Genomic DNA, 14,270 nt, shown 5'->3' with positions numbered 1-14,270 from the left:
TGTCGCGCCGTTCACGCGTCGATGCGGCTCGGCCTCAGTCGGTAGCCCGTCGCCTGGCTCGTATCGCCTGCCAATACGGAATGATAGATTTGTTCCAGCTTTTTGGTCTGCTCCGTCAAGTCGAACGATTCGCGAGCCCGTTCTCTGCTCCTGGCGCTCAATCGCCGCCATAGCGCTTCGTCGCTCAGCAGCCGGGAGATGCAGGCGGCGAGTCCTTTGCAGTCGCGCGGCTCGGCGAGCAGTCCGGTCTCGCCGTCGCTCACCGCCTCCGGGATGCCGCCCGTACGGAAGCTCGCGACGGGCAGCCGCATCGAGGCCGCCTCCAGGAAGGAGATGCCGAACGCCTCCTCCGCCCCCGTCTCCGTCGGCACGCTCGGCACGGAGAACACCTTGGCGCGATTCATCCAGCGCTTCACGACATCCGGCGGCTGCGTGCCCAAAAACCGGTATTTCGTAAGCATCCGGGACGCCATTTCTTCAAGCTCCGGCCGGAGCGGACCGTCGCCGATCAGCACCAGCTCGGCATCCGGGTCTTGCCGCTGCACCTTGCTCATCGCCTCGATGAGATAAGCCGCGCCCTTGACCTCGACCAGGCGGCCGACGAACAGCACGACGTTTTCCCTCGGCGACGCTTGCTCGGGCTCCGGCTTGAACAGCGCCGTATCGACGCCGATATAGTGACGCACGACCTTGTCGGCAGGATATCCCTGCTCGATCAGCTTGCCGCGGATGAAGTCCGATACGGCGATGAACAAGGCGCCGGACCGCTGGAGCTGCTCTCGCTTGCGAATATAATTGCGGTGCGTGTAGTAGGACTTGCGGGCGTATTCGTCCTTGACCGTCGCATCGTAGCCGTGAAACGTGACGACGAGCGGGATGTGCAGGCGCCTTGCAATGGGCGCGGCCAGGGCGGCGTCGGGGCCGAAGTGCGCGTGGAGCAAACGGAAATCCATGCTCCTGAACTTGCGCTCGATCGGGAAGCCGAGGCCCGTGGACTTGAACAGCAGCTCCCGCAATCTGCCGCCCGCGCCGCCTTCGTTCAGCACGGTGACGCGCTCGGGGTCGAGCGCGAGGCCCGGATTTCGATTGGAGCCCGCATAGTGGGGACGGTAGATGCGCATGCCCTCCGCTTGAGAGCGGATAAACGTCTCAGAGGGCGCCAACAGACAATCGCGATAGATCAGAATATTTCGTAAAGTCATGACCGGCGGGTCCCGCCTCCTTCGGTCGCCTCGGCAATTCAGCGCTGCTCTTCGGCGGGTCTGAGTTCCTTCTTGCCGCGTACGGCAGTCTCTCTGGCGAATGGAATCTCTGTGCGGATCTTGCCTTGCGCCAGATCCTTTTGCTTAATCTTTCCGATGGTCGCGAGCATGGTGATGCCGAGCTCGCTCTCGAGGTCGTCTTCGGTCCGGATCTTATCGTCGAGGTAGTCGACCAGGAACGCGATGCCAAGACCAAGCAAAGCCGCGAGCAGGAAGCTGAATATATACAGGACCGTGTGGCTGCTATTGATCGGGCCAGGCGAAGCCAGCGGATCCGGCTCGGTAAGCACCGTGATGTTGTTAAGCTTCATGAGCTCGGTGACACTGCCGCGGAAGGCGTTCGATACGCCGCTGACGATCTGAACGGCCGTGCCGTAGCTGTCGGCCTTTGCGACCAGCGTGATGATCTGGGCATCCTTCATCGTGTTGACCGCGACTTTTTCGCTGATCTGGGATGCCGTCATGCCCAGCTCCGGATGCTCGTCCGCGACGGTCTTCATGACCGAAGGAGACTTGATGATCTGCTTGTAGGTGTTGATCAGCATGAGGTTCGTATTGATAGAGTTCTGGTCGACGATCTGCTGTCCCGCGACCGTCGATTCTGTCTTGTTGACGATCAGGTCCGTCGACGCCTGATAGACGGGCTTCACGTACTTGTTGGTGTAAACGTAGGCGGCCGTGCAGATGACGACGATCAGCAAGGCAGGGATCCACCAGTATCTCTTGACGACCTTGAGGTAATGCTGCAGCTCCATTCTAGATAGCCTCCGCTTCGTTTTGTATGATTTCCTGCGCTTTGCCGGATTGGGAGATTCGGACGATCCCGACGAACCGGGACCCTGGGAGGAAGGTGATGTTATGTAGGTGCGGGTCTCCCCTTTCGCCTGTTCATCCGTCTCTCTCATTCTTGACCCCAACTTAAACCTATGACTCCGTATCTGAAACAAACATGCATATATTGGTAACGGTTTCAAGTGGGTTTTCTCATTTTTCGAAAACGCGAAAAAGCGCGCCCTTATCGCATCGGCGCGCTTTGTCAATGAGAATTATTAAAATCCAGTATTTCCGTCCAGATGGATATTGCCGCCCTTGAAATTGGTAGGCGCTTTGCTAGAGTCGCTGAGGACGTTGTTCGAGAAATAAATGTTGCCCAGATCCCCGTCTCCCCACACCCCGATGCCGTCGTTCACGGCGTTTTTAATCGTATTCGCATCGAAGGTGATATCGTCCAGCTTGCCCTGCGACGCGTAGACCAAAATGTTCGGGTGATCGCTGTCCTTGCGCATGCCCGTGTGCTCGATCGTATTTTTTTCCACTGTGACGTTTTTCGTGTCGGCCGTCTCCCATTCCTTCTCGACGGAGATATAGATGCCGGCCATTTCCGTGCGCTGGATCTTATTCCCCTCGATCGCGACATCCTCGCCGCCGACGACGGAGATGCCTCTCGCCTTCGAGTCGTAGCCGACGTCGTTGCCCACGATCGTCACGTCATTCGTTACCGACCGGTCCTTCAGGTAGCTGACGACCGCAATGGCGTCGTCACCGGTACCGGATACTTTGTTGTTCTCGATTCGGATGCGGGAGCTTCCGTCCGTAATGTGAATGCCGTCGGCTCCCGTATTCTCGATCAGGTTGTTCGCGATGACGCCGTCCTCGGAAGACTCCTGCACGAGAATGCCCGCCGTGCTCGCTTTGTCTACATGTACGTTTTCGATGCGGAAGCCGTTCGCATTCCTGACGGTAATGCTGTTCTTCGCATTCTCGCCGTTGCCCCGCTTGACCGTCTTCTCGTAGACGTGGCTCAAGTCGCTGAGCGACGGACCGCTGCCTTCGAGGTCGATCGAGCCGCGCTTCGGATCGGTCGATACGATAACCGTCTTGTCGGCGCCCGCTCCCTGCACTTGGACGCCATCGATGACCCACAGGTCGTCGATGCGGTACTCCCCTGCGGACAAGCGAAGTTGAAGTCCGTCCTCCTTGGCTTTTTGCGTGCAAGCCTCGAGCGTCTCCAGATCGTCGTCGCTATCGTCCGCGCCCGCCAGGCAGAGCAGCGCGCCGTCCTCGATCGTCCAACGCGTCTCCTCGGACGGTTCCGCGGAGGGCGAAGCCTCTTGCGAAGAGGAGGGCGCAGGGGTGTCGTCCGGCTCCGCTCCCTTCTCGCCGCCGCGCGGCCACAACAAGACAACGGCCAATACTGCCAGCAACGCGATTCCAGATCCTAGCGCATAGCGTTTTTTCCGGATTCTCTCCATCCCGACCTCCAGTTGGCTCTTTGTATAGATTTATCGGACTTACCAGAGTTTCACCCCTTATGCACCTGGGTAAAACAATCTCGCACATTAAAAATCGTTAAGATGACGCGAAAACAGAAGCAAAATCATGCGAAAACAGTAGCAAAAATAATAAAAAAACCAACCCGGATATCCGGATTGGCGTCGTTTTATTCATCAGCCTATCAGCGCTCTTAAAATCCCGTATTGTTGCTCAGATGAATGGTGCCCGCCTTAAACGTCGTATTCGCTCCTACCGTATTGATCAACGTATTTTTCGTAAAGTAGATATCCTTGATCTGTCCGTCGCCCCATACGCCGATTCCGCGGTGAGCCGCGTTCTTAATCGTGTTGCCCGTGAACGTCACATTGTCGATGACGCCCTGCGAGGCGTAAATCAGAATGTTCGGATGATTTTCCGGCTCATGGATGCCGGCATGATCGACCGTATTGTTTTTCACCGCGATCCGGTCGACGTTAACCGTATTGTAGTTCGCTTCGACGGCGATATAAATGCCCGCCATCTGCGTATCCTTTACCGAGTTGCCTTCGATCAGCACGTCCGTACCGCCGACGACCGCGATGCCGCGCGCCTTGGAGAGGTATCCGACGTCGTTGCCGCGAATCGTGACGTCATGCACCGCAGGGCCGTCCTGCGCGTAGCTGACGACTGCGATCGTATCGTCCCCCGTCGCTTTGACCGTATTTTTCTCAATCAGGATGTCGCTGCTGCCGTCCGTAATATGAATACCGTCCGCGCCGGTCGAATCGACGGTGCTGTTCGTGATGGTGCCGCCCTTGGCTGCGCCCTGAACGAGAATGCCCGCCGTGCTCGACTTATACACGTAGACGCCGTCGATCGTGAAGTTCGTCGCGCCGCGTACGGTGATACTGTTCTTCTCGTTGGAGCCGTCGCCCCGCGCGACCGTTGTCTGATAGATATGCTTGATGCCGCTCAGCTTGGCATTATTGCCCTTCAGATCGATCGAGCCGTTCTGCGGGTCCGTCGAGACCAGCGTCGTCTTTGTCATGCCCGCGCCGATCAGCTTGACCCCGTTCAGCGTCAGAATCTTGCTCAGGTGATATTCGCCGGCAGGCACGGAGACGTATTTGCCCTGCACCTTCGCCTTGTCCAGGCAGGCCGCGAATGCGCCGTAATCGTCCTTGCCATCGTTCGCCACGGCTCCGCAGCTCGTTACGGACAGCGCGTAGGCGTCTGCCGAAGCTGCCGTAGTCGTAGTTGCCGGCTTCGCGGTTGGCTTCGCGGTTGGCTTGGCCAACGCGTTCGCCGCCGCGGCTTTTACCGTTGGCGTCGGCGTCGACGAAGGCTGCGTTATGGCTGCCGTGAAGGTTACCGCCGGATCCCACAGCGTATGATCGTTGTTCATCGAGGCCCTGCTGTTGACTTCAAAATAAATCGCCGTGCCCTTCTCCACCGCAACCGGCTTCAGATCGGGCGTCTTGCCGTCCGTCGTATTGACGACGGCGCTCCATAGCGTAGTCTTATCCTTCTTGATCGTTGCCAGGATGCCGTCGCCTTTGCCGTCGCCTTTTTTGACGGTGCCTCCGATCGTGATCGTCCCCTTGCCGGGCGATACCCATTTGCGTACGGCGTCGAAATCCTTGCTCGGATGCATCCCGTCCTTGTTCACCCAGGGATAACCGGTGTCCGCTGCCGCTTGCCAGCGGGTGCCGTCCGCGTTGTATGCGAGATTGCTATATACCGAGCCCGCGCTTTTCTGATAGAACCATTGGTTCCGTCCCTGCGCGACCGAGAAATCTTGCGGAGCTGCATATAAACTGCTAACGCTGACGGCTTGCGCGTCCCTTACGGATACCAACGAATTCGTAAGGCCAAGACCCAGAGCGAGCGCCATTGCCGTCAAACCGATTTTTTTCAAATAAATAACCTCCGTATGTTTGAATATGATTGACATGTGGTAAAGACGGAGTAATAGCTAGAACTGTATATGGTCAGGCAGCTATATTTGATATATCGGATCAACATGGGTTTGCATGAATACATTGGCAGCCGATTCGGACATGCCATTTGTTTCCTGCGACCTATTTTAGCATGCTTTTTAAGAATTAAAAGCAAAGAAATTATAATCTATTTTTAATAGAAGAAACACGAATCTCAGTGTACCGATCAACGGGGAAAATGGAGGAGTTGCGGGTAGGTGATAAGCAGGCGATGGACAAGTGATTCAACGGAATTTTAAACATTCGTTTAATCCAACGTACATCAATATACCACGAAATCCAAATTAAAGTACATATTGAATCTATTGTATGATAAAAAGTTAATAATTGGAGTTGGGGCAAAAAAAACAGAATGTCGCTCGTCTGCAGAGGCGGGCGCATTCTGTATTTTTTTGCGGAATGGTATGAAGCCCCGCACGCGAACAGCGAATCGCCTTCTTAATAGAAGGCGTTGGCGTTATTTTCGTACGATTGGCCCAATCGCCTTCTATATAGAAGGCGTTGACGCGCGATTGGGGCAATCGCCTGCTCTACGGCAGGCGTTGGCGCGCATTCCGCAACTGTTTCTACCTAATTATGTACGAAACCTTCTTTCATCCTCCGCGCCCCCGGCTGAAGGCTCCACCGAACCGATCGAGCGGCACAGCGCCAGGTATGCCTCGCGCGCTTCGGGCATCCAGCCGTTCCGGTACCTTCTTTCCCAAGTGCGCTCGTCCTGTCGGAGGAAGCCCTCGATGGCCAGAATCGGCTTCGTATGCGCGGCGACCGCGCACATGCGCTGCGCATGACGCAAATATTCGCCGATGACGGGCATCGCCTGCTCGTAGTCGTCGATGTCTTCGGCCGGACCGCCGGCGATCAGCGCAGACAGGATCCCGCCCGCTCCCTCGAGTAGCGCCGGGTCGATCGTATCCGAGCTGAGCGCCTCCTCCAAGTCTCCTTTGAGCGCGCAAGTATAAGCGAGCACGCCGTCGCCGATCCGGTTGCGGAAGCCGTCGCGAAGCAGCCAGTCCCGAATCTCCTGCGTCTCCGGGTCGAGACGCTCGACCAAGTAAATTCGGCCCCAGCCGTCCACGCACCGCGCCAGCTCGAAGAGCGATTTGCTGGGATTCTCCATGCTCATGAGCGCAGAAGCCGCGTACAGCGTGAACTCTTCGTGCTTGCCAAGCGTGAACGTCAGCTCCCTGTGCCGATCGCTTCCGTATTGGCTCAACAAGGCAAGCCCGAACTTCACGACGTTGCGATGCACGCCATGCCGCGCCATCCACAATGCCTCTTCGTAAAGATTGCCGGCATTCAATCCCGGCAGCTTATGTAATGCCTGCAGCGCCGGGCTGATCGTATCCAGCGATTCTTCGCGCATTAGCGCGAGATAGGCGGTCCTTCGGTTGCGTACGTTGCGGTCGCGGCTGAGCCGGAGGAGCAAGCTGGTTAGTTCCTTGGCGGAGCCTTCATCCTCGAAGACGCCGATCGACCCGATTCCCTCCAGGCCTTGTTGACGCAGCGCCTCCTTGCGTTCGGGCTTGTCCACGTATTCATCGTCGTCGGGCAGCGCCTGGGATTTCAGCTTGCCGTCTTGACCCGTTCGAAGAACGATCATGTCGTAGACGGACGGCTTGCCTGCCCAGGGGTACAACGGAGCGACGGCGGTATTGCGAAGCATACGGATATCTTCCTTCCGACCGGCAATCGGTCTGGCCGTATCAAGCCGGATTGCCGTTACGTATGTATTACCCGCCTGGCAGATATTGCATCGGAAAACTGGGCGGCAAACGTCGAAGCATGCAAAAACGAGGCGCACGGATCTGTATCTGTCCATCACGAACCCGCCACGCATAAGGAGACGCACTTCCTGCGCCAAAGATCAGCGTTTAGCGAACATGTGTACGAAAGATGTTATAATAAGAACTCAGAGCAAACCGGATTGCAAAGCGAGGTCATGCTATGTTTATAGAGGACGATCCATTGGAAGACGATCAGTGGTGGGAAAATCTGCTGCACAGCGTCGCCGCTGAATTTGACGACCTGACGCTTAAGCGCGGCTATCAATACTACAAACAAGGGCGCATCGAGCTCAAAGATCCCGAAGAGATGCAGCTGTTGATCGCCGTGGTCGAAGGTACCAAAAAATATCGGACGCAGGTCGATGTCGAAGACTTCGCCGACAGCGAGTGCAGCTGCCCCGTCGGCCGCGCTTGCAAGCATATGGCCGCGGTACTCATGGAGTGGGCCGGATATCACGGTTATCCCGTCCACGCCCTCGCCAACGCCAAGACAAATTTGTCGCGTCCGAGCCCCCTTCCTGCCTCGCAGCAGAAGGCCGACGTCGAGCGGCTTGCCCGGGACGCCGCGCAGATTCCCGGCATGAGCGTCCCGCAGTGGCTGGACCTGTTCGGCCGATGCCTTGCCCCCATCGCCGGTCAAGTGCGCAACACGCAGTACGTCAAGCAAGCGCTCGGCCTCTTTTATAAAATAAAACCGGCGCTTCCGCCCGTCGCCGAGCGGCTGTTCGAGCTGAACGCGCTGCTGTTTCTCATGCGCCATGCGGCCGAGACCCAGAGCAACCCGGCGCTCGGTCCCAATTCGTACCTGGGCTACTTCACGCATCTGGCCGTGACGGATCTTCACGAAGCCGCGATGGGCTGCCTGGATCGCCCGCTGCCCGAAGAGGACGAGCCGCTCGCGAGAGATCGCTTGCTCGAGACGGCAGACCTCCTCAGGGCGGCGATGCTGGCGCCCGGCCCGACGCAGGACTATGACCTTAAGCATTACGGCCGTCTATGGGAAACTTGGCTCGCGCCCCCGTATGGCGGCGACGCCCTGTACGCAGAGGAGCTCCGCAAGCTCGAAGAGGCCGAGAACGGCTTGCCCGCCCAGAGCGGCAGCGCCTGGAACGCGGCCGTGCTGCGGATGCGGTTCGGCCTGGCCGACGACGACCGTGCGCTGGCCTTGCTTCACGGTCAAGCGAGCCGCCTGGGCTCCGTCCAGGTCGCCCTGCTTACGGAAATGCTCGGCGAGCTCGCCCGGAAGGAAGAATGGCACCGTCTGCTCCGATGGCTGACCGAGCTGGGCCCCTTGATGAGCGGCCGCCGCCTGCGGGAGCTCGAGACGTACGCGGAGCTGTGGGATGCCGTCGTCGCCAAGCTTCCCGAGGCGGAGCCCCGGATGTGGGAGACGCTCGAGGCGATGCTGCCGTCCTCCCAGACGATCTACGAGGAACGGCTGCTCGGCGCCGGAAGGTACGAAGAGTGGATCGACATTCAGCTGTCGTTCGGCCGCGAGCCGCTCGACTACCGCGTCACCGAGCTTGCGCCTCTGGAGAAGGAAGCGCCGCATGCGCTGCTCCCCTTTTACCATCAGGCGGTCGAACGTCATGTGGCGATGAAAAACAGAGCCAGCTACAAGTCGGCGGTCAAGCTGCTCAAGCGGCTGGCCAAGCTGTACAAGAAAATGAAGCGCGAGGAGCGCTGGATCGAATTTTACGAGCTGTTCGAGCTGCGCCACAGCAGGCTGCGCGCACTGCAGGAAGAGCTGCGGAAAGGAAAGCTGTCATGAGCGCGCACCGGGATACGATCAGCGTCGACGTGCGGCTGAGCGAGCATGGAGACGCATTGATATACGGCGTTCTCGACGGGTACGGCTACGTGCCGGGCATGCTGCTCAAGCACAGGCTGTTTGCCTGGCACGAGGCCTCGTTTTACGGAACGAACCTGGACGTGAGGCAAGTGATGATGCCCACGGCCGACGATCCGGCCCTGGGCAAGGCGGAGATCGTCATTCTCCCCTCCGAGCATGTGCTGGCCTTCTTCGCGAAGCCCCGGCTGCTCAAGCACGTGGAGTGGGAGTTGGCCGGAGACGGCCGGCGGCTCGCCGCATTGGCCCCGGCTCTTGCAGCATGGGTCGACGAGCGCCGGTTTATTCCCCATCTGGACGCCTATCGCCGAGGCCTGCTGCAGTGGAGTTGGGAAGGCGAGCTGCCTTCCGCTGACGGCGAAGCTGCAGTTGGCGAAGCCGTGGACGACGAATTTGCGGAAGGCCTGCGAGCCGCCTTTTCGGCTGCCGTACGGGAGCGACACTACGGCACGGACGAGGATTATTCCGAGCTGCGGCGGGAGTATCCGCGGCTGTTCGACAAAAGCGCCGCTTCCGCGGCCGGCATGGACGCGCGCGGCTGGCTCGAGGCGATCGGCTGGCGGCAGGACATGGCGCCGTTCCGGCCGATCCTGCGGCTGCTCGAGCCCTATGCGGCGGGCAACGCGCCGGAAGATTGGCGGCTGCAGCTCGCGCTGCAGAGCAAGCGCGACGAGACGATCGTGCATCCCGCGAAGCTTGGCGCGGACGGCTCGGTTTCCGGGCGCTGGCCTGCCGCCTGGAACGAAGAGGCCGGCGAGCGTGCCCCCGGCTGGCTGGAGCGGCTGCGCGCGGCGCTGCCGCCCGAGCGTCTCGCCGGCGGGCCCAAGGACGTGCTGGCCGCGCCGCTCGACGACGAAGCGGCCTGGCGTTTTCTCTCGGCAGACAGCAATCGTCTGCTCGAGGCCGGCTGGCGGGTGCTGCTGCCCGCCTGGTGGGAGGCGGCGACCCGCAAGAAGCCGCGGCTGCGCGCCAAGATCGCGCCCGAGTCCGGCGGCAAGGGCAGCTCGCTGTTCGGGCTGGACGCGATCATCGACTTCGATTGGCGCGTCGCCATCGGGGACATTGAGCTCAGCGAGGAAGAGTTCGCCGCGCTCGTCGCGCGCAATCAGCGACTCGTCCGCCATCGCGGCCGATGGATCGCGCTCGATCCGGCGCTGCTGACGCAGATCCGGCGCATGATGACGGGCATGGACAAGACGGCCGGCCTTTCGTTCCAGGACGTGCTGCAGCTCCATCTGCTCGGCGAGGGCGAGGACGACGACGCGGACGGCGCCGAGACCGAGGAATCGGCGGAGGCTTCCGCCGCGCGCGTGCGGCTGGAGGTCGAGCTGAACGAGCATCTCGCCTCTTTCTTCGCGCAGCTCGGACGCCCCTCGGAGTGGCCCCTGCCTGAGCCGCCCGCCGATCTGCAGGCGACGCTTCGGACGTACCAGCGGGAAGGTTTCGGCTGGCTCACCTCGCTTCGGCGCTTTGGCCTTGGCGCGGTGCTCGCGGACGATATGGGCCTCGGCAAGACGGTCCAGCTGATCGCTTATCTGCTGCAGCTGCGTCACGATACGCCGCCGGAGCGGCGGCGCGCGGCGCTGATCGTCTGCCCCACCTCGGTGCTGGGCAACTGGCAAAAGGAAATCGCGCGCTTCGCGCCGAGCCTTTCGGTCAGCCTGCATTACGGCAGCGGCCGGATTACGGATGAAGAGGCCTTTGCCGCTCAAGCGGCGACCTCGGATGTCCTGCTCACCTCGTTCGCCACGGCGTCGCTCGATCAGGAGCTGCTGCAGACCTACGTATGGGCGGCGATCTGCCTCGACGAGGCGCAAAATATCAAAAACGCGCAGACCAAGCAGTCCGTCGCCGTGCGCAGCTTGTCCGCAGGACAGCGCATCGCGCTCACCGGCACGCCGATCGAGAATCGGTTGGCCGAGCTGTGGTCGATCTACGACTTCATCGCGCCGGGCTACCTCGGGACGCAGCGCGCCTTCCAGGAGCGGTTCGCGACGCCCATCGAGCGCAACCGCGACGAACGGAGGACGGCCGAGCTCAAGCGCCTCGTCGGACCGTTTATGCTGCGCCGCAAGAAGAAGGATCCGAACATCCAGCTCGACCTGCCGGACAAAAACGAAATGAAAACGTACGTCCCGTTGACACCCGAGCAGAGCGCGCTTTACGAGCAGACCGTTAACGAGCTGCTGGAGCGGATGAAGACGCTCGAGGGCATCGAGCGCAAGGGCGCGATCCTCGCGGCGCTGACCCGCCTCAAGCAGGTATGCGACCATCCGGCGCTGCTGAAAAAGGAGCAGGCGACGGCGTCCGCAGCTTCGGAGGACAAAAAGGGGCTCGCAAGCGGGGCGGAGCCCGCGCCCCCGGCCAAGCCGCCAATCAAGTCCAAGCCGGCGGGTGAGGCATCGGCGCCGTCCGAGGCGGAGCTGGCAGAACTGGTCTCCGGTTCGGCCAAGCTAGAACGGCTGCTCGCCATGGTCAAGGAGCTTCGGGAAGAGGGCGACCGCTGCCTTATTTTCACCCAATACGTCGGCATGGGAGAGATGCTCCGCCTCGTGCTGTCGCAAGAGCTGGGCGAGCCCGTGCTGTACCTGAACGGCAGCACGTCCAAGACGGCGCGCGACCGGATGATCGAGCGGTTCCAGTCGCAGACGCTGCCGCAGGACGAGCAGCCTAACGTATTCATCCTCTCCCTCAAAGCGGGAGGCGTCGGCCTCAACCTGACCGCGGCCAACCACGTGTTCCACTTCGACCGCTGGTGGAATCCCGCCGTGGAGAACCAGGCGACCGACCGCGCTTACCGGATGGGGCAGACCAAGGACGTGCAGGTGCACAAGTTTATCTCGCTCGGCACCCTCGAGGAACGTATCGACGAGATGCTGGAGAGCAAGCAGCAGCTCAGCGACAACGTCATCTCCTCCTCCGAGGGCTGGATCACCGAGCTGTCGACCGACGACCTGCGCGATCTGATCACGCTGCGGCGCGGCATGAACGGCTAACGCAAAAACGCCTCCGACCGAGAGGCGTTTTTTGCATGCGTTTATAACGACCTCCCGAGCATCGCGGCCCGTCGCCAGCCTGCTATTCCCCGCATTCCCGCGAGCGAGGTCAGATCAGCGGATAATGGCCTTCGTAGCGCGGATGCGCATAATACGGCGGTCGCGGTCCGATCAGCGGCAGATTCAGCGTAAAAAAGTCCCCGTAAGCGACCCGCACCATGCCGTTTGATTCATTGATCAGCAGCGCGTTCGCCTTTTTGCTGAACGAGTATGGCACCTTCATATCGATCATCCTCCATCGGACTGTTCGCCGTCATAGCCTATGCCGGATTTGATCCGGGAGAGCAGGTCCCTATAGAAATAGAATCGCCTGCCGGCGCATCTCGCTCTGGGCGTTGCGGACCATCGTTAGCGTAAATGCGGCGGTCGATGATAGACTTAAGAACAAAGCGGCAACTGCCGCACAATTAACGAGCGGCCAGCTCGCGGACAAGGGGCACTGAACAACGTGATTAAAGAATTGGTCTACGAAGATCAATGGATCGAAGCATATCCGGTCATGAACGAACTGCGGACGCAATTGGACCAGGATGCTTATCTGGCCCTTTTGCGCGAGATGCATGCCGAAGGCTACAAAATGCTCGCGCTGTACGCTGAAGACCGGATCGTGGCGTTGGCCGGCATCATCATGCTGACGAACTTCTATTTTGGCAAGCATGTATTCGTATACGACCTTGTCACTAAAGCCTCCGAGCGCTCCAAGGGCCATGGCGAGACCCTGCTTGAGTACGTTCACCAGTACGCAAAGGATAACGGATGCAAAACGGTGGCTTTGGAGTCGGGATTTCCGCGCGTGGATGCCCACCGGTTTTACGAGACGAGAATGGGCTACAGCAAGCCGGGCTTTTCATTTTCAAAAACGCTTTGACCGCGTTCTCGTCTTAACGATGTCCTCATGGAACGACATACAGCGCATGCCCGAAGTCTCCTGCAGAGCGCTCCCCATCGACCCGCAACGAAGCGGCTAGGCACCCGTCTAGCCGCTTTGGCATACGGTGAGAAATAACGATACCGAGGAAGACCCGCTCTATCCCAAGTCAGGCGTGCGGGTCGCCGATTCACGGGAGGCCGACATGACCGACAAGCGCGATGGCGAGAACGAGCTGGAGCAAATAAGAAGCATGCAGCTCAAATTCGAAGAGGCGAAGATTGAAGATCCTTATCCCCTCTATCCCAGCTACGGCACGATTACGCGGTACGAGGACATTGCGATCAGCGTGCCCGAGCAGCGTCAATACCGTCAGCCCGGCATCGAGAACCTGATGGTGCCGAAACCCATCGTCGACAATCCGCATTATAAAGGAAGCGGCAAGCTCGAAGGCAAAGCCGCGCTGATCACCGGCGGCGACAGCGGCATCGGCGCGGCGGCGGCCATCGCTTTTGCCAAGGAAGGGGCCGACATGGCCATCTCTTATCTTGACGAGCACGAAGACGCGGAGCGCACCAAGGCTTGCATCGAAGCGTACGGCCGCACCTGCCTGCTGCTGCCGGGCGATGTGCGCGACAAAGCCGTGAGCGAGTCGATCGTCCACGACACCGTCAAAGCGTTCGGCCGCCTGGACGTTCTCGTCAACAACGTCGGCATCCAGTTTCAGCAGAACGAGCTCGAGGACATTACCGACGAGCAGTTCGAGAACACGTTTAAGGTCAACTTCTTCTCGCACTTTCATACGACCCGCGCGGCGCTTCCTTACCTGAAGCCCGGCGCGTCGATCATCGGCACGGCCTCGGTCGTTGCTTACGTCGGCGAAAAAACGCTTCTCGACTACACCGCCACCAAGGGCGCGATCGTCGGCTGGACGCGCGCGCTGGCGCGCAACCTGGCGCCCAAGGGCATTCGCGTCAATGCCGTAGCCCCCGGTCCGATCTGGACGCCGCTTATCCCGAGCAGCTTTTCGCCGGATCAAGTCGCCGTCTTCGGCACGGAGACGATGCTGGGACGTCCCGGGCAGCCGTTCGAGCTCGCTCCGACATACGTCTATCTGGCGTCGGACGACTCGCGTTACGTCACCGCGCAGGTTCTTCACGTCGACGGCGGCCAATCGACGAACAGCTGAACCCAATTC

Annotated in this window: 10 protein-coding genes; 4 read left to right on the top strand and 6 right to left on the bottom strand. The window is 60.0% G+C overall.

What is annotated here, in order from left to right:
• Positions 1-11 precede the first annotated feature (11 nt).
• From ACFOTD_RS09415 to ACFOTD_RS09395, 5 genes are all read right to left on the bottom strand, one after another.
• Positions 12-1,202 carry a glycosyltransferase gene (locus ACFOTD_RS09415; RefSeq protein ID WP_378117975.1) on the bottom strand — a complete coding sequence of 397 codons (1,191 nt, stop codon included), beginning with the start codon at positions 1,200-1,202 and terminating at the stop codon, positions 12-14.
• Positions 1,203-1,240: 38 nt separating this feature from the next.
• Positions 1,241-2,017 (bottom strand): YveK family protein, encoded by a 777-nt coding sequence (locus ACFOTD_RS09410; RefSeq protein ID WP_378117973.1) that lies wholly within the window; start codon positions 2,015-2,017, stop codon positions 1,241-1,243.
• Positions 2,018-2,311: 294 nt separating this feature from the next.
• On the bottom strand, positions 2,312-3,514 hold the full coding sequence (locus tag ACFOTD_RS09405; protein WP_378117971.1) for a right-handed parallel beta-helix repeat-containing protein: 1,203 nt from the start codon (positions 3,512-3,514) through the stop codon (positions 2,312-2,314).
• 212 nt (positions 3,515-3,726) lie between these two features.
• Positions 3,727-5,433 (bottom strand): right-handed parallel beta-helix repeat-containing protein, encoded by a 1,707-nt coding sequence (locus tag ACFOTD_RS09400; protein ID WP_378117969.1) that lies wholly within the window; start codon positions 5,431-5,433, stop codon positions 3,727-3,729.
• Positions 5,434-6,089: 656 nt separating this feature from the next.
• Positions 6,090-7,178, bottom strand: a complete 1,089-nt coding sequence (locus ACFOTD_RS09395; protein ID WP_378117967.1) for a hypothetical protein — start codon at positions 7,176-7,178, stop codon at positions 6,090-6,092.
• A gap of 281 nt (positions 7,179-7,459) precedes the next feature.
• Here ACFOTD_RS09395 and ACFOTD_RS09390 point away from each other — a divergent pair, with 281 nt between their 5' ends.
• Together ACFOTD_RS09390 and ACFOTD_RS09385 are read left to right on the top strand one after the other, a co-directional pair.
• Positions 7,460-9,070 (top strand): SWIM zinc finger family protein, encoded by a 1,611-nt coding sequence (locus ACFOTD_RS09390; protein WP_378117966.1) that lies wholly within the window; start codon positions 7,460-7,462, stop codon positions 9,068-9,070.
• Positions 9,067-12,144, top strand: a complete 3,078-nt coding sequence (locus tag ACFOTD_RS09385) for a DEAD/DEAH box helicase (RefSeq protein ID WP_378117964.1) — start codon at positions 9,067-9,069, stop codon at positions 12,142-12,144. Before ACFOTD_RS09390 ends, ACFOTD_RS09385 begins: the two co-directional genes overlap by 4 nt.
• 109 nt (positions 12,145-12,253) lie before the next feature.
• On the opposite strand, the gene ACFOTD_RS09380 is transcribed toward ACFOTD_RS09385, so the two are convergent.
• Positions 12,254-12,427, bottom strand: coding sequence for a hypothetical protein (locus ACFOTD_RS09380; RefSeq protein ID WP_378117962.1), 174 nt, complete (start codon positions 12,425-12,427; stop codon positions 12,254-12,256).
• A 276-nt stretch (positions 12,428-12,703) separates the two neighbouring features.
• Here ACFOTD_RS09380 and ACFOTD_RS09375 point away from each other — a divergent pair, with 276 nt between their 5' ends.
• Positions 12,704-13,072 (top strand): GNAT family N-acetyltransferase, encoded by a 369-nt coding sequence (locus tag ACFOTD_RS09375; protein WP_378118019.1) that lies wholly within the window; start codon positions 12,704-12,706, stop codon positions 13,070-13,072.
• A gap of 205 nt (positions 13,073-13,277) precedes the next feature.
• Complete coding sequence (locus tag ACFOTD_RS09370) at positions 13,278-14,261, top strand: SDR family oxidoreductase (protein ID WP_378117960.1); 984 nt, start codon at positions 13,278-13,280, stop codon at positions 14,259-14,261.
• Positions 14,262-14,270 lie beyond the last annotated feature (9 nt).

The organism is Cohnella sp. GCM10012308, from assembly GCF_042649185.1.
In the GTDB taxonomy this organism is placed as follows: domain Bacteria; phylum Bacillota; class Bacilli; order Paenibacillales; family Paenibacillaceae; genus Cohnella.
The sequence above is the reverse complement of the archived record's forward strand: the minus strand, read 5'-3'. Positions and strand labels throughout refer to the sequence as shown.